This window comes from Streptomyces sp. NPDC001406, from assembly GCF_042895285.1.
Lineage (GTDB): Bacteria > Actinomycetota > Actinomycetes > Streptomycetales > Streptomycetaceae > Streptomyces.
On the sequence record NZ_JBIAWG010000001.1, the window covers coordinates 580,242 to 602,452 of the forward strand.

A 22,211-nucleotide genomic window follows, 5' to 3' on the forward strand; every position below is an offset into this window, starting at 1 on the left:
TTTCCGGTTGCGTACGGGTGTGTTTCCGTGACGTTTCGTTGCGAGGGGGTTTCCGGAACCTCACCGTGCACTCACCGTGCGGCGCGGCCTTGTGGATCAGGGAGAATGGGCGCCATGAGCGTTCGCACCCAGTCATCCGAGCAGTCGGCCGAGGCCGTCCACCGCGCAGGCTTCGCCTGCTTCGTGGGCCGCCCCAACGCGGGCAAGTCCACCCTCACGAACGCTCTGGTCGGGAAGAAGGTGGCGATCACCGCCAACCAGCCGCAGACGACGCGGCACACGGTACGCGGCATCGTGCACCGGCCCGACGCCCAGCTGATCCTGGTGGACACCCCCGGACTGCACAAGCCGCGCACACTGCTCGGCGAGCGCCTCAACGACGTGGTCCGCACCACGTGGGCCGAGGTCGACGTGATCGGCTTCTGCCTGCCGGCGAACGAGAAGATCGGCCCCGGTGACCGCTTCATCGCCAAGGAGCTGGCCGGGATCCGGAAGACCCCCAAGGTCGCCATCGTCACCAAGACCGACCTGGTGGACTCCAAGGCCCTCGCCGAGCAGCTGATCGCGATCGACCAGCTCGGCAAGGAGCTGGGCTTCGAGTGGGCGGAGATCGTCCCGGTGTCGGCCGTCGGCGACAAGCAGGTGGGCCTGCTGGCCGACCTGCTCGTCCCGCTGCTGCCGGAGGGCCCGGCGCTCTACCCCGAGGGCGACCTCACGGACGAGCCCGAGCAGGTCATGATCGCGGAACTGATCCGCGAGGCCGCCCTGGAGGGCGTCCGCGACGAGCTGCCGCACTCCATCGCGGTGGTCGTGGAGGAGATGCTCCCGCGCGAGGACCGCCCCGCGGACCGCCCCCTCCTCGACATCCACGCCAACCTCTACATCGAGCGCCCCAGCCAGAAGGGCATCATCATCGGCCCGAAGGGCAAGCGCCTGAAGGAGGTCGGCACGAAGTCCCGCAAACACATCGAGGCCCTGCTCGGCACGCCGGTCTTCCTGGACCTCCACGTCAAGGTCGCCAAGGACTGGCAGCGCGACCCGAAGCAGCTGCGGAGGCTCGGGTTCTAGTCCTGCCGCTCTGGGAACGGCCGGAGCCGGAGCTGGCACGACTGGCCGAGCACCGCCCCTCCGAGTTGTACGAAGCGGCGGAGCGGCTGTGCCGCGGGACGTCCGGTGCCGCGCTCCGGGGCGCCTTTCTGATCGCGGTCCTGCTGGCGACCGACACCGAGGCGGCCTGAGACGACGTCAGGGGCTCGGCACCCGGTGCTCCGGGCAGCGCTGCTCGCGCTCAATGGCCCGGATGCGTCTCGTCCCGGCCGACCGCGAGGTGCGCACCCTCCAGGAGCAGTGGGAGGCGCGGTCGGGCGAGCGCAGCTATGGACGCGGTCCGGCGACCACGGTTTCCCGCCAGTGGAGGTACGAGCGGCCTCGGGGCGGGGTGGACCCGGCGGGGCGGCTGTGCGGGTTGCGAGGGACTCTCAGTCGACCCCCCGTATCCGGTTCACGAGCCCCGCCCCGGCCAGTCCGATCACCGCTGCCACCAGGTACAGCACCCGGTAGCCGCCCAGGTAGGTCACGATCGGTGCGGCGAGGGCGGGGGCCGCTACCTGGGGGAGGGCGTTGGCCACGTTGATGACGCCCAGGTCCTTGCCCCGGTCCAGTGCCTTCGGCAGGACGTCCGTCATCAGTGCGAAGTCGACCGAGGTGAACACGCCGAAGCCGATGCCCAGGACCGCCGCCGCCACGATCGCGCCCGGCCAGGTCTGCCACCCCGACAGCAGTACCGTCGCCACCGCCATCAGCGCGCCCGACCAGAGCACGAACGGCTTGCGCCGGCCCACCCGGTCCGACCAGACCCCGCCGACCACGACCGTGCCCAGCAGGGTCAGGCCGTTCACCGCCGTCAGGATCAGCACGCCCTCGTCGGGGTCGGGGTAGTCGAGGCGGTCGCGCAGGTAGTACAGGAGGTAGAGCAGGACGAGGGAGTTGCTGAGGTTGATCAGGAAGCGGGTCAGCCAGGCCCAGCCGAGGTCGGGATGGCGGCGCGGACTCAGCCAGAAGCCCGTGAGGAAACCCCGCCAGTCCCAGGGCGGCCGGTCCGCGTCCGCCAGCCGCAGGTCCTCGTAGCGCAGGATGTACGGCAGCACGCCCGCGAGCGTGAACACCGCGCACGCTGCATACCCGGCCCCGATCCCGCCCGCCGCCGTCGCCAGGCCCGTCCCGCCGACCACGCCGAGGATCTGCGCCGCCCCCAACCAGCCGCCCACCGCGCCCCGTTGCAGCCTGGGCACCCGGTCCGGCACCGCCGCCGTGACCGCCGCGAAGGCCGCGTTGAGCGTCAGCTGGACCAGGCACCAGCCCAGCGTCATCGTCCACACCCCGCCCGCGCCCGCGAGCAGCAGCAGCGACAGCGCACCGCCCGCCGCGCCGGCCACGATCCACGGCGTGCGGCGGCCCCAGCGGGACGTGGTCCGGTCGGACAGCGCGCCGAAGACCGGGTTGGCGATCAGGGACACGACCGCGCCCGCGCCCGTGACCCACGCCAGCATCGTCTCCTTGGACATGCCGGAGCCGGGCGCGAAGTCCCCTGCCTGGGAGGCGAGCAGGATCTGCAGCGGCCCGAACCAGCCCACCCATATCGCCCCGTTGGCCAGCGAGAGCGCCGCCGTCCAGCCCCGGCCGACCCGCTCGACCGGCTCGGACAGTGCGGCCGGCGGACGGGTCGTCGTCATCCCCGCGTCCCCTGTCTCTGCGCCCGCAGCACCTCCTGGAACCAGCGGTACGAGGCCTTCGGGGTCCGTCGCTGCGTCTCGTAGTCGACGTGCACGAGACCGAACCGGCGCGCGTACCCCTCCGCCCACTCGAAGTTGTCGAGCAGCGACCAGACGAAGTAGCCGCGCACGTCCACCCCGGCCTCCACCGCCCGGTGCAGCGCCCGCACATGGCCGTCCAGGTAGGCGATCCTGTCCTGGTCGTCGATGCCCTCGTACGAGCAGCCGTTCTCGGTGATGACGACGGGAGGGAGCCGGTCGCCGTAGCGGTCGCGGAAGCCGGTGAGCAGCTCCGTGAGGCCCTCGGGGACGACCGGCCAGCCGAAGTCCGTCATCGGGCGCCCCTCGATCTCCCGGACGGAGAAGGGGAGTTCGGAGGGGATGGTCAGACCGCCGAACTCGGTGTCGGTGCCCTGCGGGGCGCCCACCTTTGTCGGGGCGTAGTAGTTGATGCCGTACCAGTCGACCGGCTCGGCGATCGCCTTCAGGTCCGACTGGACGTCACCGGGCATCAACTCACCCATCCCGTCCGGGTATTCGCCGAGGATGAGCGGCTCGGCGAACAGGCGGTTGAGCAGCAGGTCGTAGAAGCCCGCCGCCTCCAGGTCGGCCGGCTCCTGCGAGGCGGGCCAGGTCGGCCCGTGCGAGTTGGCGATGCCGATGTCCGTGGCCCCGGCCGCGCGCAGCGCCCGTACCGCGAGGCCGTGGGCCAGGAGCTGGTGGTGGGCGACGGGGAGCGCGTCGAAGACGAGCCGCTTGCCTGGGGCGTGGGCGCCGATGGCGTGGCCCAGCAGGGTGTGTTCCGCGGGTTCGTTGAGGGTGATCCACTTGGTGACGCGGTCGCCGAGCCGGGCGGCGACCACCGCGACGTACTCGGCGAAGCGCGCCGCGGTGTCCCGGTCCAGCCAGTCGTACTGAACCGGCAGGTCCCAGTGGAAGAGGGTCGGGACGGGGCGTACGCCCGCCGCGCACAGCTCGTCCACCAGGCGGTCGTAGAAGTCCAGGCCGTTCGGGGAGTTCACCCTCGGCCAGGAGATGGAGAAGCGGTACGCGTCCACGCCCAGGCCGGCCAGGAGCGCCACGTCCTCGCGGTAGCGGTGGTAGTGGTCGCAGGCCACCGCCGCCGTCGAGCCGTCCTTCACCCGTCCCGGCTCTGCCGTGAACGCGTCCCACACGGATGGCTCGCGCTCGTCCACCGCCCCCTCGATCTGATGGGCCGAGGTCGACACGCCCCACAGAAAACCGGCCGGGAACTGAGGTATCGGGTTCGTCGCCATGGGCGCGATCATCCTTACCGCTGGTAACGGAAGTCAACGCCCGGGCGCGAACCCGCAGTCAACGATCCCGGCGGGTCATGCCCCTTCCTTCAGTACCCATGTGATCAGCCTGCGCTGGTCCTGGGTCAGATGGGGATCCGCCGCGTACACGGTCCTGCCGTCGACCGTGATCTCGTAGCTGAAGCCGTCCGGCACCCCGAGGGGCGGTGTGCCCCGGCCGGCGGCGAGCGCCTGCCCGGCCAGGGCCTCCCACTCGGGTGCGTCGGGCCGCCCCGAGGTGTCCACCTCGGCATGCCGCTCGATGCCCGCGAATCCGCCCGTGCGACTCACCTGAATACGCATGGGTCTCTGTCTAGTACGGATCTAGAGCGTGCGCACCCCGACCTGCTCCCAGGCCTTGCTGACGGCGTCCGTCTCGTCGCCCGCGCCGTAGCGTGCCTTCGCCGCCGCGACGGTCAGCGTGGCGAAGTCCGCGAACAGCGCGTCCTTCTTCAACTGGCCGCCGGTCAGTGTGTCGTACCAGATCTGTCCGGCCCGCTCCCAGGCGTTGCCGCCGAGGGCCGTGGCGAGCAGGTAGAAGGCGTGGTTGGGGATGCCGGAGTTGATGTGGACGCCGCCGTTGTCGCGGCCGGTGCGCACGAAGTCGTCCATCGTCGCGGGCTGCGGGTCCTTGCCGAGGACGTCGTCGTCGTACGCCGTGCCCGGGGCCTTCATCGAGCGCAGCGCGGTGCCGGTGACGCGCGGGGCGAGCAGGCCCGCGCCGATCAGCCAGTCGGCCTCCGCGGCGGTCTGGCCCAGCGAGTACTGCTTGATCAGCGAGCCGAAGACATCGGAGAGCGACTCGTTGAGCGCGCCGGGCTGGCCGAAGTAGGTGAGGTTGGCCGTGTACTGGGTGACGCCGTGGGTGAGTTCGTGCCCGATGACGTCGATCGGGATGGTGAAGTCGAGGAAGATTTCGCCGTCCCCGTCGCCGAACACCATCTGCTCGCCGTTCCAGAAGGCGTTGTTGTAGTCCTTGTCGTAGTGGACGCTCGCGTCCAGCGGCAGACCGCTGCCGTCGATCGAGTCGCGCCCGTAGGCCTTCAGATACAGCTCGAACGTGGCGCCGAGCCCGGCGTAGGCGCGGTTGACGGTGGCGTCCTTGCCCGGGGCGTCGCCCTCCGAGCGGACCTTTGTGCCGGGCAGGTCGGTGCCGTGCCGGAGGTCGTAGATGGTGCGGTGCGGCTTCTCGGCCTCGGCGGTGGCGGGCGCGGCGACGGCCGGGGCGCCGATGACGGTGGTCAGGCGCCGGCGGGTGCGCTCAAGGGCGTCGCGCTCCAGGGTGCGGCGGGCGGGACGGGCGAGTGCGGGGTCCTCGGTCTGGGCGAGCCTGTCGAGGACGTGCGGTGGGACGATCGTGCAGAAAACGGGCTCGAAGCCCCCGTGGGTGGTCATGTCCGGCACCTTCGCACCGTGTTATGCCGCTGTCACTACCCGCAACCATGATTGGTGAAATACGCGGACAAGACCCCCAGTCGCCGTCACTGAGTGGTATGGCGCACGTTTTGTCCCATTTGCTTTTCGGGTCCCGCATACTGAAACAGGCCCGCGCACCCGGCCCGGCTCGGCTAGGCTGCGGAGCATCATGCGTTTCGGGCTGCTTCTCCTTAGCTGCCGCGGCGAGGGCCTGTAGTCAAAAGGCCGACTCCCTCCCCGCGGAGCTTGGCGTTGCGTCGTCGGCCGTCCTTCCGGACACCGGACACACCGGACTTCTCGAGGAGCCCACGCAATCATGGCGAACCGCCAGCAGCCCAGTTCCATGCCGATCCACAAGTACGGCCGGTACGAGCAGGTCGACATCCCGGACCGTACCTGGCCCGAGACGCGGATCACCGCCGCCCCCCGCTGGCTCTCCACCGACCTGCGCGACGGCAACCAGGCCCTGATCGACCCCATGTCGCCCGAGCGCAAGCGCCGGATGTTCGACCAGCTGGTCAAGATGGGCTACAAGGAGATCGAGGTCGGCTTCCCGGCCTCCGGCCAGACCGACTTCGACTTCGTGCGCTCGATCATCGAGGAAGAGGGCGCGATCCCGGACGACGTCACGATCTCCGTACTGACCCAGGCCCGCGAGGACCTGATCGAGCGCACGGTGGAGTCCCTGAAGGGCGCCAGGCGGGCCACGGTCCACCTGTACAACGCCACCGCCCCGGTCTTCCGCCGGGTCGTCTTCCGCGGCTCCAAGGACGACATCAAGCAGATCGCCGTCGACGGCACCCGCCTGGTGATGGAGTACGCCGAGAAGCTGCTGGGCCCGGAGACCGAGTTCGGCTACCAGTACTCGCCGGAGATCTTCACCGACACCGAGCTGGACTTCGCCCTGGAGGTCTGCGAGGCGGTCATGGACGTCTGGCAGCCCGGCCCGGGCCGCGAGATCATCCTGAACCTGCCCGCCACGGTCGAGCGCTCCACCCCCTCCACCCACGCCGACCGCTTCGAGTGGATGGGCCGCAACCTGTCCCGGCGCGAGCACGTCTGCCTGTCGATCCACCCGCACAACGACCGCGGTACGGCCGTCGCCGCCGCCGAGCTGGCCCTGATGGCCGGCGCCGACCGCGTCGAGGGCTGCCTGTTCGGGCAGGGCGAGCGCACCGGCAACGTCGACCTGGTCACCCTGGGCATGAACCTGTTCTCGCAGGGCGTCGACCCGCAGATCGACTTCTCCGACATCGACGAGATCCGTCGTACGTGGGAGTACTGCAACCAGATGGAGGTCCACCCGCGCCACCCGTACGTGGGCGACCTGGTCTACACGTCCTTCTCCGGCTCCCACCAGGACGCCATCAAGAAGGGCTTCGACGCCATGGAGGCCGACGCCGAGGCCAAGGGCGTCACCGTCGACGACATCGAGTGGGCGGTCCCGTACCTGCCGATCGACCCGAAGGACGTCGGCCGCTCCTACGAGGCCGTCATCCGGGTCAACTCGCAGTCCGGCAAGGGCGGTGTCGCGTACGTCCTGAAGAACGACCACAAGCTGGACCTGCCGCGCCGGATGCAGATCGAGTTCTCGAAGCTCATCCAGGCGAAGACGGACGCCGAGGGCGGCGAGGTCACGGCCGCCGACATCTGGTCGGTCTTCCAGGACGAGTACCTGCCGAACCCGGACAACCCCTGGGGCCGCATCCAGGTCCGCACCGGCCAGTCGACGACGGACACCGACGGCGTGGACAGCCTCACCGTCGAGGCGACGGTCGACGGCGAGGACACCGTCCTGACCGGTACCGGCAACGGTCCGATCTCGGCCTTCTTCGACGCCCTGCAGTCCATCGGCATCGACGTACGCCTGCTGGACTACCAGGAACACACGATGAGTGAGGGCGCCTCCGCGCAGGCCGCCTCGTACATCGAGTGCGCGATCGGCGACAAGGTTCTGTGGGGCATCGGCATCGACGCGAACACGACGCGTGCGTCGCTCAAGGCGGTCGTGTCCGCCGTGAACCGCGCGACCCGCTGACCCCGTCCGACCAGGCATTTCGCTGGCCCGACCGCTGTGCACGGCGGTCGGGCCGGCGTCGTTTCTCGGCCATGGGTACGAGGAGGTCACGGACAGGTCTCGTACTAGGTAATGACTCCACCTCGACAATGTGGCTAACATCACGCCAGCGCGGCGATGTTGCCGCGGCATTACGGAGGTGCGACGTGCTGCCAGTACGGGGACGAGACGACCGTGCCACCAGGCCTGTGCGCATTGTGGGTACCCGCACCGCGTGGACACCCGTGGGCGACGGCGAGTTCTTCTGTCCCGGCTGCGGAGGGGACCGCAACTACCAGCGGCTCACCGGCCGGCGCCGCTTCACCCTCCTCGGCGTGCCGGTGCTGCCGCGCGGGGCGACCGGACCGGTCGTCGAGTGCGCGGCCTGCCGCCGCCACTTCGGCACCGACGTCCTCGACCATCCGACCACCTCCCGCTTCTCCGCGATGCTGCGCGACGCCGTGCACACCGTCGCCCTGGCCGTCCTCGCCACGGGCGGCAGCTGCGCCCGTACGTCCCTGGAGGCCGCCGCGAGCACGGTCCGCGCCGCCGGCTTCGAGGACTGCACCGAGGACCAGCTCAGCGCGCTCGTCGAGGCCCTCGCCGCCGACACCGGGCGGCTCTACGACCAGCCGTGCGGTGCCGGCCTGGCCATAGAGCTGCACGAGTCCCTCGACCCGCTGGCCCCGCACCTCGCCCCCGCCGGCCGTGAGTCGGTCCTCCTCCAGGCCGCCCGCATCGCCCTCGCCGACGGCCCCTACACGCCCGCCGAGCGCGACGTCCTCACCACCATCGGCGGCGCCCTGACCATCTGCGCGGACGACGTCACCCGGCTCCTCGCGGCGGCGCGTACGCCCTCCTGATACTCCCCGGGGAGTAATCCGGCCCCCCGGTCACCCGTCGCAGTACCCCCGAACTCGCCCTCCCGCGCGACGAATCCCGCCCCCGGCGCCGGAAGTCTGGAGACCACACCCAGACATCCGCGCCGGAGGGAGAGCCCGTCACCATGGGGGCCGCAGAAACGACACGCACAAGACGACGCGCCATCCCCTGGCTGCTGATCGCGCTGTGGATCGGCGTCCTGGCCGTTGCCTCGCCGTTCGCCTCGAAACTCGCCGACGTCCAGCACAACCGGGTCACCGACTACCTGCCGGCGAACGCCGACTCCACCCAGGTCGCGAAGATCCAGGACCGCCTGCCCGGCGGCGAGAGCACCGAACTGGTCCTCGTCTACCACCGCGACGGCGGCCTCACCGCCGCCGACCGGGCCACGGCGGGCAGGCAGATCGCCACGATCGCCGGGCAGCACACGCTGACCGGCACCCCGAGGGGAATCCCGGCCAAGGACGGCACCACCCTCATGTACCCGGTGACCAGCAACGAGCCCGGCACCGACGAGAAGAAGCGCGACGCCCTGGTCGCGGACGTCCGCCGGGTCGCCCACGACCAGGACGGGCTGACCGTCGACGTCGGCGGCCCGAGCGCCCTGGCCACGGACGCGGGCAAGGTCTACGAGTCGCTCGGCGGACCGCTGCTCTACACCACGGTCGCCGTCGTCGCCGTCCTGCTGATCCTCATCTACCGCAGCCCGCTGCTGTGGCTGGTCCCGCTGGTCGTCGCCGGCACCGCCGACTTCCTGTCCATGGGGGTGGCCTACGGCCTCAACCAGGCCTTCGGCACCACCGTCTCCGGCCAGAGCCAGGGCGTGATGACCATCCTCGTCTTCGGCGCCGGCACCGACTACGCCCTGCTGCTGGTCTCCCGGTACCGGGAGGAGCTGCGGCGCCACGAGCGGCCGTACGACGCGATGCGGGCCGCGCTGCGCGGCTGCGGACCCGCCGTCCTCGCCTCCTCGGGCACGGTGGCCGCCGGACTGCTGTGCCTGCTCGCCGCCGACCTCAACTCCAGCCGTGGCATGGGCCCGCTGGGGACCGTCGGGGTGCTGTGCGCCCTCGCCGCCATGCTGACCCTCCTGCCCGCCGTCCTCGTCCTGCTGGGCCGCCGGGTGTTCTGGCCGCTGGTGCCCGCCTACGGCAGCACGCCCAAGGTCCGCCGGTCGCTGTTCGCCGCGATGGGCAGCTCCGCCGGGCGCCGCCCGCGCACCGTCCTGGCCGCGGGAGCCGTCCTGCTCGGCGCGCTCGCGCTGGGCACCCTGAACCTGCCCGGCACGGTCAAACAGGAGGACAGCTTCATCGACAAACCCGACTCCGTCGTCGCCATGGAGACCCTCGCCAAGGCCTACCCCGAGCGGTCCGCCCAGCCCATCGACGTCATCACCCCGGCGGACCGGGCGGACTCCACCCTGGCAGCGGTCCGCGACACGGACGGAGTCGTGAGCGCACAGCGCGGCCGCACCGGCGGGGGCTGGACCGAGATCTCCGTGATCGCCGCGGCGCCGCCCCAGTCCGCGGCCGAGACCGCCACCATCAAGGAGCTCCGGCACGCCCTCAAGGGCTCCTACGTCGGCGGACCCAGCGCCCAGCAGATCGACCTGGAGGACACCAACGCCCGCGACCGGCTGGTCGTCGTGCCGATCGTCCTCCTCTCCGTCCTGCTGATCCTCGTCGCCCTGCTGCGCTCCCTTGTCGCACCGCTGATCCTGGTGACCGCCGTGGTCGCGGTGTGGGGTGCGGCGCTCGGCATCGGCGGGCTGGTCTTCGAGCCGCTGTTCGGCCTCAACGGCACGGATCCCGGCCTCGGACTGCTGTCCTTCGTGTTCCTGGTCGCCCTCGGCGTCGACTACGGCATCTTCCTCATGCACCGCATGCGGGAGGAGTCGCTGAACGGCGCCGAACCGGCCGCTGCCGCGCTGACCGCGCTGCGCACCACCGGCGGGGTGATCGCCTCCGCGGGACTCGTCCTCGCGGCCACCTTCGCGGTGCTGACCAACATGGGCCTGGTCCCGCTCGTCGAGCTCGGCTTCGTCATCTCGGTCGGCGTGCTGCTGGACACCTTCCTCGTCCGGACCTATCTGGTGACCAGCGCGAGCGTGGCGCTGGGACGGCGGGTGTGGTGGCCGGGACGGCTGTCGCGGACACCGGACCCGGTACGGCCGCAAACCGCGCCGGAGCTGGTGAGCTGACGCACCGGAGTCGGTGAGCCGAAGAACCGGGCGCCCCTGCCTGCCGCGGGGGCGCCCGTCTAGCGGAAGATGAACCTCGTGCAGGCAACCCTCATCGACGCCCGGCCCGGTCCCGGCCGGCGGATCCGCGCGGCCCTCGGGTTCGCGCCCCGCGACACCCTGCGGCAGGACGCGAGCCTCGCGGCCGCCCTCGCCGTCGTCGCGTCCGTCCTCGCCGCCGCCGACCTCGGCAGCGGGCGGCACCCGGACGCGCTCGGCTGGACCCTGCTGCTCTCGGCCCATGTGCCGCTGGTGTGGCGGCGGCGGGCGCCGATGGCGGTGCTGTGCGTGGCGATCGCGCTGCTCGCGACGTACCACCAACTCGACTTCAACCACTCCGCGCCCACCGCCGCCTCGATGGCCGCGCTCTACACCGTGGCCGAGACCCGGAACCTGCGGCGCACGCTGCCGATCGGGGCCGGCGTCATCGGGCTCATGGTGGTCCTGAAGCTCAACGACGGCATGGCCGGGGTCGCCGAGAGCATGCGCATCACCGGGTGGGTCATCGCGATGCTGGTCATCGGCAGCTACCTCCGCGTCCACCGGGAGAACGTGGCCGCCGCCGTGGAGCGGGCCGAACGCGCCGAGCGCACCCGCGAGGAGGAGGCCCGCCGCCGGGTGGCCGAGGAGCGTCTGCGCATCGCCCGAGACCTGCACGACCTCCTCGCCCACAGCATCACTCTGATCGGCGTCCAGACCTCGGTCGCCGCGCATGTCCTCGCCGCCGACCCGACGCGTCTGGACCGCGAGGCCGTCGCCAAGGCCCTCGACGACATCGCCGAGACCTGTCGCACGGCCCGCGGTGAGATCCGTACGACCCTGGAGGTCCTCCGCGACGGCGACCACGCCTCGCCGGACACCCGCGGCCCCCTGCCCGGCCTGCACGGCCTGCCGGACCTCGCGGTGACGGCGCGGGCGGCGGGGGCGAAGGTGGAGCTGACGGTACGGGCCGGTGATCCGCCGCCCGCCGTCGGCGCGGCCGCCTACCGCATCGTGCAGGAGGCGCTCACCAACGCGGTGCGGCACGGCGGGCGCGACGACCTGTCCGTGCGGGTGAGCGTGGACGAGCTGGACGGCGCCCTGCGGGTCCGGGTCACCGACGACGGCACGGGCGCGGCGGCCGCCACCCCCGGCTTCGGCCTGGTCGGGATGCGGGAGCGGGCGCGCAGCGTGGGCGGCACGGTGCAGGCCGGGCCCCGGGCGGACGGGGAGGGCTTCGAGGTGACCGCGCAACTGCCTCTGGAGGGAGCCGCATGAGCGCCATCCGCGTCCTGCTCGCCGACGACCAGACCCTCGTGCGGGCCGCCTTCGCCATGCTCGTCGAGTCGGCGAAGGACATGGAGGTCGTCGGGCAGGCCGGCACCGGCCGGGAGGCCGTGGAGCTGGCCCGCCGGGAGCGCGCCGACCTCGTCGTCATGGACATCCGCATGCCCGACCTCGACGGCATCGAGGCCACCCGGCTCATCGCCGCGGCCGAGGACCTGGCCGGGGTGCGGGTCCTCGTCCTGACCACCTACGACACCGACGAGCACATCGTGGAGGCGCTGCGCGCCGGCGCCTCCGGCTTCCTGGTGAAGGACACCCGCCCGGCCGAACTCCTGGACGCCATCCGCACCGTGGCCGCGGGCGAGGCCCTGCTCTCCCCGGGCCCGACGGCCCGGCTGATCGAACGCTTCCTGCGCAGCCCGTCGGCGCCGTCCACGGCCGGACCGGAATGCCTCTCCGAGCGGGAGCGCGAGGTGCTGGCCCTGGTGGCCCGCGGCCTCAACAACACCGAGATCGCCGAGGCCCTGGGCCTGAGCCCGCTGACGGCCAAGACCCATGTCAGCCGCATCATGGGCAAGCTGGGGGCGAGGGACAGGGCACAACTCGTCGTCGTGGCGTACGAATCGGGTCTGATCGTTCCGGGGAACGGCTGAAGCCGGGGCGCGTCGGGAATGAGTCATATTCCCGTGGAACTCACTTTCGGTATTCTTTCCGGCTTCGCCGCCGGTCGAATCGGGTATAGGGCGGAGGAAGCTGCCGCCTGGCAGTTGCGGGGGGAGGGGGAGCGATTACGTCCGTGTGCATCCTGGCATGATCGAATTCCGGGGCCGCCGTGCCGCAATCGATCAACTCCACTGATCTTGGCGCGTCGGGGACCTGTGGTCGGGGACCTGCAAAAGGGCACAACTCGGCCATGCCGCCCTGCTAGCCTCGGTGTCTCGATCACACAAGGGGAGGTAGATCATGACATGGGCCGAAGCGGTGCGAACTCTTCCTGGTTTCCCACATGTCGACGAACTCGCCGAACTGGGAATAGGCGATCCGGATACGGAACTTTCGCAACTCCTCGATTTCCTCGGCCGGATGGATGAACTGAAACATGTCCAGCGGCAGAATCCGGTGTCGAACGGATCGCGCCGCGAGAACACCGCCGAGCATTCCTGGCACGTCGCCCTGGCCTGCTTACTGTTCACCCGCTACGCCGCCGAGCCGATCGACCCGATGCGCTGCGTGGGTCTCGCGGTGGTGCACGACATGGTCGAGGTGGTTGCCGGGGACACCTTCGTCTACGGCCCCGCGGCCGCCGGCCGCCGGCGGCGCGAGGAGCGCGCCATCGGCGTCCTCCTGCGGCCACTGCCCGCCCAGGAGCGCGAGGAGCTGGAGACGGGCTGGCGCGAGTACGAGTTCACCCAGACGGCCGAGGGAAAGTACGTCATGGCCCTGGACGTCCTGCTGCCGATCTTCATGAACCTCATGGCCGGGGAGAAGTCCTCGTGGCGGCGGCACGGCGTCGCGGCGGCGGCGGTACGGCACCGGGTGGAGCGGGTCGAGGAGACCATCCCGGCGCTGGCCAAGGTCGCGTACGAGGCCATCGACAAGGGAATCGAGCGGGGTCTGCTCACCAAGACATGACGGGGGAGCGAGGGGGAAATGCTGAGTGCGCTGCTTCCCACGGGTACGGCGATTCTCGGACTGCTGGCGGGGCTGCTCGCCCCGATGGTCAGCAGTCTGCTGGACGGCCGTAAACGCCGGACCGACAACCAGCGCGTGCAGTGCGACGAAATACTCACGCTTTTCCAGGGTGTCGATGTCGTGCAGTCCCTCACCGAACCGAGCAGCGTCGTCAGACGCAGTCTTCTGCTGCGGGCGGTCCGTATTCAGGACGACCGTGCCAGACAGGCGTGCCACGATCTCGTCGAATACGCCGTGGGCCCGGAATTCCGGGAGGACGAACTGCTGAACCGGTGGAGCGTGATGATTCACGAAGTTGCCCGTGTGTATCGATCGATAACCTGAACAGGCTCATATCGGGGGATGGTGGTGGCGTATGCCATCAGGATTAGAAGCCGACCAGGCGCTGGCGGCCAGAGGATTGCTCCGTTCCGGTTCCGGTACGGGGCGTGCGGGGGTCGGTGTCGCGCCGAACGCGGGGGCGGTGAGCATGACCGCGGCCTCGCTGCAGAGCGAGCTGGGCCAGGCACTGCGCGAGGCATCCGAGGTCACGGTGTGCGGTGTGGCGTCACGGGAGTTCATCACCGCGATCCAGTCGGTGGCCTCCAGCGCGCCGGGGACCGACCCCGAACTGCCGTGGGACGTCTTCCGCTATGTGACCCCGGCACCCACCCTGATCCTCGCCAACCGCTGGAACGTACGCCTCGGCCCGGTGGTGCAGCAATGGCAGTCGGCCGTCACCGCGCTGCGCAACTCGGTCCAGCAGTGGCAGCGGCCGCAGGCCGTGACCGGAACCCGGGACAGAGGGTTCCACCTGCTCTCCATGGATCTTCTGTATCTGCAGATGTCGATCCTGGTGAAGCAGCGGGAGACCGGGCGACAGCGGGTGTGGGCGGCCATCGGGCCGCCCTCCGCTTCGGGCGTCGAGCAGTACGAGTCCTACGAGGAGGGCACGCCGAAGTTCCAGCAGATCGCCGCCAACATCAGGGAATGGGCCGACGGCGCCAGTGACTTCCTGACCCGGCAGGTCGACTGCGCTCCGGTCGACCCGCGCGTCGCCGAGGTGGGCAACGATCTCCTGGCGTCGGGAACCGCGACGACGGACCCACAGCTGTGGAAGCTGCCGATCCGGTCCCTCGAACCCTACGGTGCGAAGGCGCGGCGCAGAACGTGCCTTCCGGTGACGATCTGCGTGGTGCGGGCGAGATCCGCGGGACAGACGGTCGTGCTGCTGAAACGGCGCAGCCATATGACGGCCAACGACGACTTCGGAAAGCTGTCGCTGCTGAGCGCGCGGGTACTGGAGGAGGACGTCGCGGTCGCCCTGGGGGTCGTGCCTTTTCTGGACCGTGATTCCGGCGACGCGATCGACGCCATGTGGATGGCGGCCAACGCCCCCAACGAAGCGCTGACCCTGTCGCGGGAGGCGTTCGTCCATGCCGGACAGCGCGAACTGTTCTACTCCACCGGTCTCGACATCCCCGAGAACCGGTTCCGGCTGCGCGGGTTCCAGGTGGTGGAACGCGAGAACACCGACGAACAGCTGTTCTTCTCCATCTTCGAAGTGGTGCTCTACCGCCAGCCCGACGAACTCGCTCTCGCCAGCCAGTGGAATGGCGGAGATCCCCGCGTTCTGTCGCGTGTGGGCGAGTCCCTCCTCTACTCGGGGACGTACGACAGCGAGCTGAACCGGCTGCTGCTGCGCGGGCGGGAGTGGCTGGTGAACCATGTCTTCAACGAGCCTGTTCCGGTGGTGCCCGATGGACCATGAAGCGGTGGCGGCCTTCGTCTTCCTGCGCGCCGAGCCGCGCCCGCAGGTGCTCGTGGGAATACGAAGGCCGGAATGCAACGACCGGCATCCGGGCGTGGTCAGCGTCCCCACGATCCGGATACCGCGCGAACTCGCCCTGCAACTGGCCTGCCTGGTCCCGGTCGGCCTGCCCGGCCTGGCCCGCGCCGACGGGAACGGGACCTCCCGCGGCTTCGGGGTGTCCCGGGCGACCACGACGCTGGAGGGGCTGCTGGTGGAGACCGTGCTCGCCAAGAAGCTGCGCATGGGGGACGCCCTGGAGTCCGGGCTGGTCTCGGGCGAGTGCTTCGTCCACTGTGTGCTGCACGGCGACGTGGAGGACCCGACGGGACGTGACGGCAGCGTCGAACCCACCTTCATGGTGGCGCTGGTCGCCCGGATCCACTCCGGCACCGAGGCGTTCCCGGTCAGCAGCGCCAGCTACTCGGCACTCTCCTGGGTGGACCCGGAGGAGTTCGTGACGGCCTGGCGCACCAGGGACGGGCAGCGGCTCTTCCCCGACGCCAGCCCGCTGGAAGTGTGCATCAGGGGACTGTGCGTCCAGGCCGCGGTGCGTGTCCTGGAGTGGGAGAACGCGGATGTGGCGTAGACACTCCGCGGCGGTGCGGGAGTCGGAACGGGTGTCGCCGGGGAGCATGTGACCGACAACGGTCACCGTCCCGTGCGGGACGCCGCTCCGTAAGGGAGAGGGATGACACTCCTGAGCCGCACCCTCCTGACCGCCGCCGTGCTCCTCGCTCCGCTCACCGTCACACAGCCCGCCCATGCCGGTGAGGGCTGTGCCTCCTCGGTGCCGTACGTCTCCGGGGACGGCGGGTACGACACCTACCGCATCCCCGCCACCGTCACCACCCCGAGAGGCACCGTCCTCGCCTTCGCCGAGGGCAGACACAACAGCGCGGGCGACACCGGTGACATCGGTGTCGTCCTCAGGCGCTCCACCGACGGCGGCTGCACCTGGGGCCCGCTGCGGGTGGTCGCCGCCGGGGACGGGAACACCCGGGGCAACCCGGCACCGGTGGTCGACCCGCGCACCGGCGCGGTCGTGCTGGTCACCTCCTACAACAGCGGTGCCGTGACCGAGGCGCAGATCATGCGCGGTGAGGCCACCCCGGAACAGAGCCGCCGGGTGTTCGTGCAGCGCAGCTGGGACGACGGCCGCCGGTTCACGACTCCGCGGGACATCACGGCCGAGGTGAAGCCGGCGGACTGGCGCTGGTACGCGACCGGCCCCGGGCACGCCGTCGCGCTCACCCGGGGTCCGTACCGGGGCCGCCTGGTCGTCCCGGCCAACCACTCGGCGGCCCCGCCCGCCGGCTCTCCCGACACCGGCCAGGAGGCCAGGTACTACGGCGCCCACGCGATCTACAGCGACGACGGCGGCCGCACCTGGCGGCTGGGCTTCGTCGACGACTCCTACGACGGCGTGGCGAACTCCAACGAGAGCACGGCCGCGCAACTCCCCGACGGCAGGCTGTACTTCAGCTCCCGCGACCAGAACGGCAGCGGCCCCGGCAACCGCCTCGACACCTACTCGAGCGACGGCGCCGAAACCCTCGACCGCCCCTACACCGCCCAGCCCACCCTCAACGACGTCCCCGTCGTCGAGGCCTCCGTCCTCCAGCTCCGCGGCCCCAAGGCCCCGCTGCTGTTCTCCGGCCCGTCCGTGCCCACCGCCCGCCGGGAGATGGCCCTCTGGTCCAGCACCGACGGCGGGGCGACCTTCGCCAAGGTGCTGACACTGTCCGCGCAGAAGGCCGCCTACTCCGACCTCGTCCAGGTGGACCACCGGACGGTGGGCATCCTGTACGAGACGGGGGTGACGGGGACGTACGACACGATCGAGTTCCGGCGCCTGCCGGCCGGCGACTTCAGATGAGCCCGGCCCCGACAGGACCTACAGCAGCCCGGCGCCCGCCAGATACTTCCCCACCCGCTCGACCTCCTCCGCGGACAGCGGGATCTGCGGCTCGGCCGTCGCCGGGCAGTCGATGACGCCCCTGAGACGGAGCGCCGCCTTGAACGCGCCGAGCGCCGACGAGCTGCCGCCCATCCGGGCCGGGTCGCCGACGCGCACCATGCCGAACAGGGCGCACAGCCGGTCCTGTTCGGCCCGCGCGCCGTCCCAGTCCTCCGACCGGCACAGCCGGTAGAGCCGGACGTAGCCGTGCGGGTCGACGTTGGCGAGGCCCGGCACGGCCCCGTCGGCCCCGAGCGCGAGGGCCGCGTCGACGACCAGCTCCGAGCCGGTGAGCACACTGAAGCGGGTGGTGCCGGTGAGGTTGCGGGCGCCGGTGACGACCTGGCGGAAGGCGCCCAGGTCGCCGCTGGAGTCCTTCACGCCCGCCAGCACCCCGTCCGCGGCGAGCTCCAGGACCAGCTCGGCGGGGAGCTTGGTGTGCACGGCGACCGGGATGTCGTAGGCGATGACCGGGACGCTGCTGACCGCCGCGACCCGGCGGTAGTGGCGGGCGATCTCCGCCGGATGGGTGCGGGTGTAGAAGGGCGCGGTGACGACGACCGCCTGGGCGCCCGCCGCGGTGGCCCCCCGGACGTTGTCCAGCACCCGGGGCGTGGTCATGTCGATCGCCCCGGCCAGCACCGGCAGCTGCCCGCCGACATGACCCACGACCGCCTCCATCACCAGCATGCGCTGCAGGTCCGTCAGATACGCGGCCTCCGAGGTCGAGCCGAGCACGAACAGACCGTGCACCCCGCCCTCCACCAGATGGTCGACGAGTCTGAGGAGCGAGGGGACGTCCACCTCGCCTTCCGGTGTCAGGGGGGTGCAGACGGGCGGTACGACACCGGTCAGCGGGGCGGGGAAGGTCATCAAGGCTCCCTGGGAAGACTCTGGCGCACGAGGTCGCGGGTCGACTGGTCCTCCTCCACAGGATGGTGACACCGGTAGCGATGTGCCGGGCGCGACGCGGCCGAAAAGTCCGGCATGGCCGAGGCGCACACCTCGTCCGCCTTCCAGCAGCGGGTGCGGAACGGGCAGCCGCTCGGCGGCCGGGTCGCCGACGGCACCGGGCCGGTCAGCGGAATGGGGTCGATCGGGTCGAGCAGGCCGGGCGTGGCGGAGAACAGGGCGCGGGTGTACGGGTGCCGCGCCTGGTCGGTGACCCGCCCGGCCGGGCACTCCTCGACGATCCGGCCCAGATACATGGTGATCACACGGTCGCTCATCCGCCGTACGGTCTGGATGTCGTGCGAGACGAACACCAGGGCGAGGCCCAGCCGTTCCTTCAGATCGAGCAGGAGGTTGAGGATCTGTGCCCGCACGGACACGTCGAGGGCGCTCGTCGGCTCGTCCGCGACCACCAGGTCGGGGTCGAGGGCCAGCGCGCGGGCGATGGCGACGCGCTGGCGCTGGCCGCCGGAGAGCTGGCCGGGCAACGCGTCGGCGAGGGCGCGGGGAAGGCCGACGAGAGCCATCAGCTCCCGCACCCGCTCCTCGCGCTCCTTCCTCGTCCCGCGGTCGTGGACGTCCAGCGGGTCGCGCAGGATTCGCCGGACCGGCAGCCGGCGGTTGAGGGCCGTCGACGGGTCCTGGAAGATCATTCCGGTGCCGCCGCCGACGGCGGCCCGGCGCTCCGCGGGCGGCATGGACCACAGGTCACGGCCCTTGAACGACACCGCCCCGGACGTCGGCCGCTCCACGCCCACCAGCACCTTCGCCAGTGTCGACTTGCCGCAGCCGGACTCGCCGACCACACCGACCGTCTCACCGGGCGCGACGGCGAGATCGGCGCCGGTCAGCGCGTAGACCCGGTCCCGGGTGAACAGGCCGCCGCTGCGCGCCCGGTGGACGACATGGGCGTCCGACAGCTCCACGACCGCGTTCACTTGACGGCCTCGCTCTCCGTCGTCACCAGGTCGACCGCCGGGTGGTGGCAGGCCGCCGTGTGGGTGGGCGTGCCCAGCAGGTCGGGAGCGGTCGTACGGCACACCTCGCTCGCCCGTGGACAGCGGTCCGCGAACCGGCAGCCCGCCGGGAAGTCGGCCGGGGCCGGGACGACACCGCTGATCTGGGTCATCCGCTCGGCCGCCGACTCCAGGGACAGCACGCTGCCGAGCAGCCCCCGGGTGTAGTGGTGGGCCGGTGCCGCGACCAGGTCGGCGGTCAGGCCCGTCTCCACGATCTGCCCGCCGTACATCACCACCACCCGGTCGGTGACGTCGGCCACCAGCGCCAGGTCGTGCGAGACCAGGATCAGCGCGAAGCCCAGCTCCGCCCGCAGCCGCAGCAGCAGCTCCATGATCTGCGCCTGCACGGTCACGTCCAGCGCGGTCGTGGGCTCGTCGGCGACGATCAGCTTCGGGTCGCGGGACAGCGCCATGGCGATCAGGACGCGCTGGCGCTGTCCGCCGGAGAGCTCGTGCGGATAGCTGCGCAGGGTGCGTTCGGGGTCGAGGCCGACCAGGGTCAGCAACTCCGCGGGAGAGCGCCGGCCGCCGCGCCGTACCAGTTGCCTGAGCTGGGCGCGGATGGTCATCGCCGGGTTCAGGGACGACAGCGCGTCCTGGTAGACCATCGCCATCTCATGGCCGAGGAGTCGGCGCCGTACCCGCATCGGCTCGGCGAGCAGGTCCCGCTGGTGGAAGCGGATCTGGCCCCCGACCCGGGCGTCCCTGGGCTGGAGCCCCATGACGGTGAGCGCGGTCAGCGACTTGCCGCAGCCCGACTCGCCCACCAGGCCCAGCACTTCGCCGGGCCGCACCTCGAAGCTGATGCCGTCGACGATGTCCACGCCCCCGTGGCGTGCGTCGAAGCCGATGGCGAGGTTCTCCACCGCGAGCACCGGCACCGCGCCGGGGTCGGGCAGGGGCCGGGCCCGCGAGCGCAGCCGCCGGGCGGCCTCGGTCAGGCCGGGCAGCTGCGGCACCTCGCCGCCGCCCGGCTCCGGCGCCTCGACCGGGTCGTCGTCCTTGCGCGCCGGCACGTCCCGGGCGGCCGGGGCCGCCCACGCGTCCGAGACGCCCTCGGACAGGACGTTCAGCGACAGGACGGTGACCAGCATCAGCAGCCCGGGGAAGACGGTCGCCCACCAGCCGCCGGTGAGCACCATGTTCTTGCCGTCCGCGATGACGCTGCCCCAGGACGGGTCCGGCGGCCGTACACCCGCGCCGATGAAGGACAGCGACGCCTCGAAGACGATGGCCTCGGCGACCTGGACCGTGCAGAACACCAGGACGGGGGCGGCGCAGTTGACGGCCACGTGCCGCAGCACGATGTGCGGGGTGCGGGCGCCTATCACGCGTTCCGCCGTGACGTAGTCCTCGCCGTACTGGTCGAGGACGTTCGCCCGTACGACCCGGGCCACCGGCGGGGTGAACAGGAACGCGATCGCGCAGATCAGTACGGTGATGCCGCCGCCGAAGACGGCGACGAGCACGGCGGCCAGCGCGATGCCGGGGAACGCCATCACCACGTCCAGACAGCGCATCAGCGTCTCGTCGACGCCCTTGCGGGAGGTGGCGGCCACCGCCCCGACGACCGCGCCCACGACCAGGGCGAGCGCGGTGGCGCCGAGACCGATGGCGAGCGACCAGCGGGCGCCGTACATCAGCCTGCTGAGGATGTCCCGGCCGAGGCTGTCCTGGCCCATCCAGTGGTCGGCGGACGGGTGCCCGGTGCCGTCGACCGGCGGCTGCTGGTCGAGCGGGTCGTCCGGGGCGAGGACGGGTGCCAGCAGAGCGGTCAGCACGACGACCGCCAGGAAGCAGACGGCGATCCTCGACAGCGGGGGCAGCCGGCGCCGGCCGCGCAGCCGGACGCCGGGCCGGGCGAGGGCCCGGGTGAGGTCTTCGCGCGTGAACATCAGGTCGCGTCCCTCAGTCGCGGGTTGACCAGGAGATGGAGGATGTCGATGGCGAGGTTGACGACGACGAAGCCGGTCGCCGTGGTCAGTACGACACCCTGGACGACCGCCGGGTCGCCGTTCTGCACCGCGTCGATCATCAGCTTGCCCATCCCGGGCAGCGAGAAGATCGTCTCGATGACCACCGCGCCGCCCAGCAGATAGCCGACACGCAGACCGAGCACGGTCAGCGGATTGATCAGGGCGTTGCGCAGCACGTTGCGCCCCACCACCACCCGTGGCGGCAGCCCGCCGCCGATCGCGGTCCGTACGTAGTCCTTGTCCAGCTCCTCCACCACGGAGGTCCGCACGATCCGGGTCAGCTGGGCGGCCACCGGCAGCGACAGCGCGAACGCCGGCAGGGTCATCGTCTTCAGCCAGCCGGTGAAGGAGTCGGCGGGGTTGATGTAGCCGCCGGTGGGGAACCAGCCCTGGTCCACCGCCAGGTACTGGATCATCAGCAGCGCCAGCCAGAAGCCGGGCGCGGCCACCCCGGTCAGGGACACGACCCGGATGATCTGGTCGGGCAGCCGGTCCCGGTAGATCGCCGCCGTGACCCCGCCGAGCAGCGACAGCACCACCGCGATGCCGAGCCCCAGGAAGGTGAGCTGGAGGGTGAGCGGCAGCGCGGTGGTGACCTGGTCGAGGACCGGCGCCCGGGTGAGGGCGCTGGTGCCCATGTCGCCGTGGAGCAGGTCGCCGACGAAGTGGACGTAGCGCACCGGGAGCGGATCGAGCAGCCCGTTCTGCTCCCGGAAGTCGTGCAGTTGCTGGGGCGTCGGATTGGCGCCCTGGAAGAACGCGGACGCCGGGTCGACGTCCGAGAACCGCATCACCAGGAACACGAACAGCACGATGCCCAGCATCAGCGGCACCAACAGGGCGACACGGCGGAGCAGGATGCGCAGGACGGCGACCAC

19 protein-coding genes are annotated in these 22,211 nt (G+C 71.2%); 11 read left to right on the plus strand and 8 right to left on the minus strand.

Features of this window, described 5'->3' with window-relative positions:
* Positions 1–105 precede the first annotated feature (105 nt).
* Complete coding sequence (gene era, locus ACFY1J_RS02555; RefSeq protein WP_390706503.1) at positions 106–1,068, plus strand: GTPase Era; 963 nt, start codon at positions 106–108, stop codon at positions 1,066–1,068.
* A 410-nt stretch (positions 1,069–1,478) separates the two neighbouring features.
* Here era and ACFY1J_RS02560 read toward each other — a convergent pair whose 3' ends face one another.
* From ACFY1J_RS02560 to ACFY1J_RS02575, 4 genes are all read right to left on the minus strand, one after another.
* On the minus strand, positions 1,479–2,732 hold the full coding sequence (locus tag ACFY1J_RS02560; RefSeq protein ID WP_390706502.1) for an MFS transporter: 1,254 nt from the start codon (positions 2,730–2,732) through the stop codon (positions 1,479–1,481).
* Positions 2,729–4,060 (minus strand): GH1 family beta-glucosidase, encoded by a 1,332-nt coding sequence (locus ACFY1J_RS02565; protein WP_390706501.1) that lies wholly within the window; start codon positions 4,058–4,060, stop codon positions 2,729–2,731. The genes ACFY1J_RS02560 and ACFY1J_RS02565 overlap by 4 nt, the downstream gene beginning before the upstream one ends.
* A 63-nt stretch (positions 4,061–4,123) precedes the next feature.
* Positions 4,124–4,390 carry a protealysin inhibitor emfourin gene (locus ACFY1J_RS02570; RefSeq protein ID WP_263208554.1) on the minus strand — a complete coding sequence of 89 codons (267 nt, stop codon included), beginning with the start codon at positions 4,388–4,390 and terminating at the stop codon, positions 4,124–4,126.
* Between the two features lie 21 nt (positions 4,391–4,411).
* Complete coding sequence (locus ACFY1J_RS02575) at positions 4,412–5,482, minus strand: M4 family metallopeptidase (RefSeq protein ID WP_390706500.1); 1,071 nt, start codon at positions 5,480–5,482, stop codon at positions 4,412–4,414.
* Positions 5,483–5,819: 337 nt separating this feature from the next.
* Between ACFY1J_RS02575 and leuA the strand changes: the two genes are divergently transcribed.
* The 10 genes from leuA to ACFY1J_RS02625 all read left to right on the plus strand — a co-directional run bounded on the left by leuA (position 5,820) and on the right by ACFY1J_RS02625 (position 17,306).
* Positions 5,820–7,541, plus strand: a complete 1,722-nt coding sequence (gene leuA / locus ACFY1J_RS02580) for a 2-isopropylmalate synthase (RefSeq protein WP_390706499.1) — start codon at positions 5,820–5,822, stop codon at positions 7,539–7,541.
* A gap of 185 nt (positions 7,542–7,726) precedes the next feature.
* Positions 7,727–8,422 carry a TerB family tellurite resistance protein gene (locus ACFY1J_RS02585; RefSeq protein WP_390706498.1) on the plus strand — a complete coding sequence of 232 codons (696 nt, stop codon included), beginning with the start codon at positions 7,727–7,729 and terminating at the stop codon, positions 8,420–8,422.
* Positions 8,423–8,565: 143 nt separating this feature from the next.
* A complete protein-coding gene (locus ACFY1J_RS02590) occupies positions 8,566–10,641 on the plus strand; it encodes an MMPL family transporter (protein WP_390730451.1) in 2,076 nt (691 codons plus the stop codon).
* 69 nt (positions 10,642–10,710) lie between these two features.
* Entirely contained in the window at positions 10,711–11,937 is a 1,227-nt protein-coding gene (locus ACFY1J_RS02595; protein ID WP_390730452.1) for a sensor histidine kinase, read from the plus strand.
* A complete protein-coding gene (locus ACFY1J_RS02600; RefSeq protein ID WP_390706495.1) occupies positions 11,934–12,599 on the plus strand; it encodes a response regulator in 666 nt (221 codons plus the stop codon). The genes ACFY1J_RS02595 and ACFY1J_RS02600 overlap by 4 nt, the downstream gene beginning before the upstream one ends.
* 430 nt (positions 12,600–13,029) lie before the next feature.
* Complete coding sequence (locus tag ACFY1J_RS02605; protein ID WP_390706494.1) at positions 13,030–13,578, plus strand: HD domain-containing protein; 549 nt, start codon at positions 13,030–13,032, stop codon at positions 13,576–13,578.
* Positions 13,579–13,596: 18 nt separating this feature from the next.
* Positions 13,597–13,962 (plus strand): hypothetical protein, encoded by a 366-nt coding sequence (locus tag ACFY1J_RS02610; RefSeq protein ID WP_363295063.1) that lies wholly within the window; start codon positions 13,597–13,599, stop codon positions 13,960–13,962.
* A 145-nt stretch (positions 13,963–14,107) separates the two neighbouring features.
* On the plus strand, positions 14,108–15,388 hold the full coding sequence (locus ACFY1J_RS02615) for a hypothetical protein (RefSeq protein ID WP_390706493.1): 1,281 nt from the start codon (positions 14,108–14,110) through the stop codon (positions 15,386–15,388).
* Positions 15,378–16,016, plus strand: coding sequence for a hypothetical protein (locus tag ACFY1J_RS02620; RefSeq protein ID WP_390706492.1), 639 nt, complete (start codon positions 15,378–15,380; stop codon positions 16,014–16,016). The genes ACFY1J_RS02615 and ACFY1J_RS02620 overlap by 11 nt, the downstream gene beginning before the upstream one ends.
* 102 nt (positions 16,017–16,118) lie before the next feature.
* The gene (locus tag ACFY1J_RS02625; RefSeq protein ID WP_390730453.1) at positions 16,119–17,306 is read left to right on the plus strand and encodes an exo-alpha-sialidase; all 1,188 of its coding nucleotides are present in this window, start codon (positions 16,119–16,121) and stop codon (positions 17,304–17,306) included.
* A gap of 18 nt (positions 17,307–17,324) precedes the next feature.
* Here ACFY1J_RS02625 and ACFY1J_RS02630 read toward each other — a convergent pair whose 3' ends face one another.
* The 4 genes from ACFY1J_RS02630 to ACFY1J_RS02645 are packed head-to-tail and all read right to left on the minus strand — an operon-like array spanning position 17,325 to position 22,211.
* A complete protein-coding gene (locus ACFY1J_RS02630; protein WP_363295059.1) occupies positions 17,325–18,260 on the minus strand; it encodes a dihydrodipicolinate synthase family protein in 936 nt (311 codons plus the stop codon).
* Positions 18,260–19,276 carry an oligopeptide/dipeptide ABC transporter ATP-binding protein gene (locus ACFY1J_RS02635; RefSeq protein WP_390706490.1) on the minus strand — a complete coding sequence of 339 codons (1,017 nt, stop codon included), beginning with the start codon at positions 19,274–19,276 and terminating at the stop codon, positions 18,260–18,262. The genes ACFY1J_RS02630 and ACFY1J_RS02635 overlap by 1 nt, the downstream gene beginning before the upstream one ends.
* Positions 19,273–21,252 (minus strand): dipeptide/oligopeptide/nickel ABC transporter permease/ATP-binding protein, encoded by a 1,980-nt coding sequence (locus tag ACFY1J_RS02640; RefSeq protein WP_390706489.1) that lies wholly within the window; start codon positions 21,250–21,252, stop codon positions 19,273–19,275. The genes ACFY1J_RS02635 and ACFY1J_RS02640 overlap by 4 nt, the downstream gene beginning before the upstream one ends.
* A complete protein-coding gene (locus tag ACFY1J_RS02645; protein WP_390730454.1) occupies positions 21,252–22,211 on the minus strand; it encodes an ABC transporter permease in 960 nt (319 codons plus the stop codon). Before ACFY1J_RS02645 ends, ACFY1J_RS02640 begins: the two co-directional genes overlap by 1 nt.

What these genes read in the sequence shown, in the direction of transcription:
- ACFY1J_RS02590 (WP_390730451.1), top strand. Translation starts at nt 8,566, where the DNA reads ATGGGGGCCGCAGAAACGACACGCACAAGACGACGCGCCATCCCCTGG.
- era (WP_390706503.1), top strand. Translation starts at nt 106, where the DNA reads ATGGGCGCCATGAGCGTTCGCACCCAGTCATCCGAGCAGTCGGCCGAG.
- ACFY1J_RS02615 (WP_390706493.1), top strand. Translation starts at nt 14,108, where the DNA reads ATGACCGCGGCCTCGCTGCAGAGCGAGCTGGGCCAGGCACTGCGCGAG.
- ACFY1J_RS02625 (WP_390730453.1), top strand. Translation starts at nt 16,119, where the DNA reads ATGACACTCCTGAGCCGCACCCTCCTGACCGCCGCCGTGCTCCTCGCT.
- ACFY1J_RS02560 (WP_390706502.1), bottom strand. Translation starts at nt 2,732, where the DNA reads ATGACGACGACCCGTCCGCCGGCCGCACTGTCCGAGCCGGTCGAGCGG.
- ACFY1J_RS02630 (WP_363295059.1), bottom strand. Translation starts at nt 18,260, where the DNA reads ATGACCTTCCCCGCCCCGCTGACCGGTGTCGTACCGCCCGTCTGCACC.
- ACFY1J_RS02620 (WP_390706492.1), top strand. Translation starts at nt 15,378, where the DNA reads ATGGACCATGAAGCGGTGGCGGCCTTCGTCTTCCTGCGCGCCGAGCCG.
- ACFY1J_RS02610 (WP_363295063.1), top strand. Translation starts at nt 13,597, where the DNA reads ATGCTGAGTGCGCTGCTTCCCACGGGTACGGCGATTCTCGGACTGCTG.
- leuA (WP_390706499.1), top strand. Translation starts at nt 5,820, where the DNA reads ATGGCGAACCGCCAGCAGCCCAGTTCCATGCCGATCCACAAGTACGGC.
- ACFY1J_RS02595 (WP_390730452.1), top strand. Translation starts at nt 10,711, where the DNA reads ATGAACCTCGTGCAGGCAACCCTCATCGACGCCCGGCCCGGTCCCGGC.
- ACFY1J_RS02640 (WP_390706489.1), bottom strand. Translation starts at nt 21,252, where the DNA reads ATGTTCACGCGCGAAGACCTCACCCGGGCCCTCGCCCGGCCCGGCGTC.
- ACFY1J_RS02575 (WP_390706500.1), bottom strand. Translation starts at nt 5,482, where the DNA reads ATGACCACCCACGGGGGCTTCGAGCCCGTTTTCTGCACGATCGTCCCA.
- ACFY1J_RS02605 (WP_390706494.1), top strand. Translation starts at nt 13,030, where the DNA reads ATGGATGAACTGAAACATGTCCAGCGGCAGAATCCGGTGTCGAACGGA.
- ACFY1J_RS02600 (WP_390706495.1), top strand. Translation starts at nt 11,934, where the DNA reads ATGAGCGCCATCCGCGTCCTGCTCGCCGACGACCAGACCCTCGTGCGG.
- ACFY1J_RS02565 (WP_390706501.1), bottom strand. Translation starts at nt 4,060, where the DNA reads ATGATCGCGCCCATGGCGACGAACCCGATACCTCAGTTCCCGGCCGGT.
- ACFY1J_RS02570 (WP_263208554.1), bottom strand. Translation starts at nt 4,390, where the DNA reads ATGCGTATTCAGGTGAGTCGCACGGGCGGATTCGCGGGCATCGAGCGG.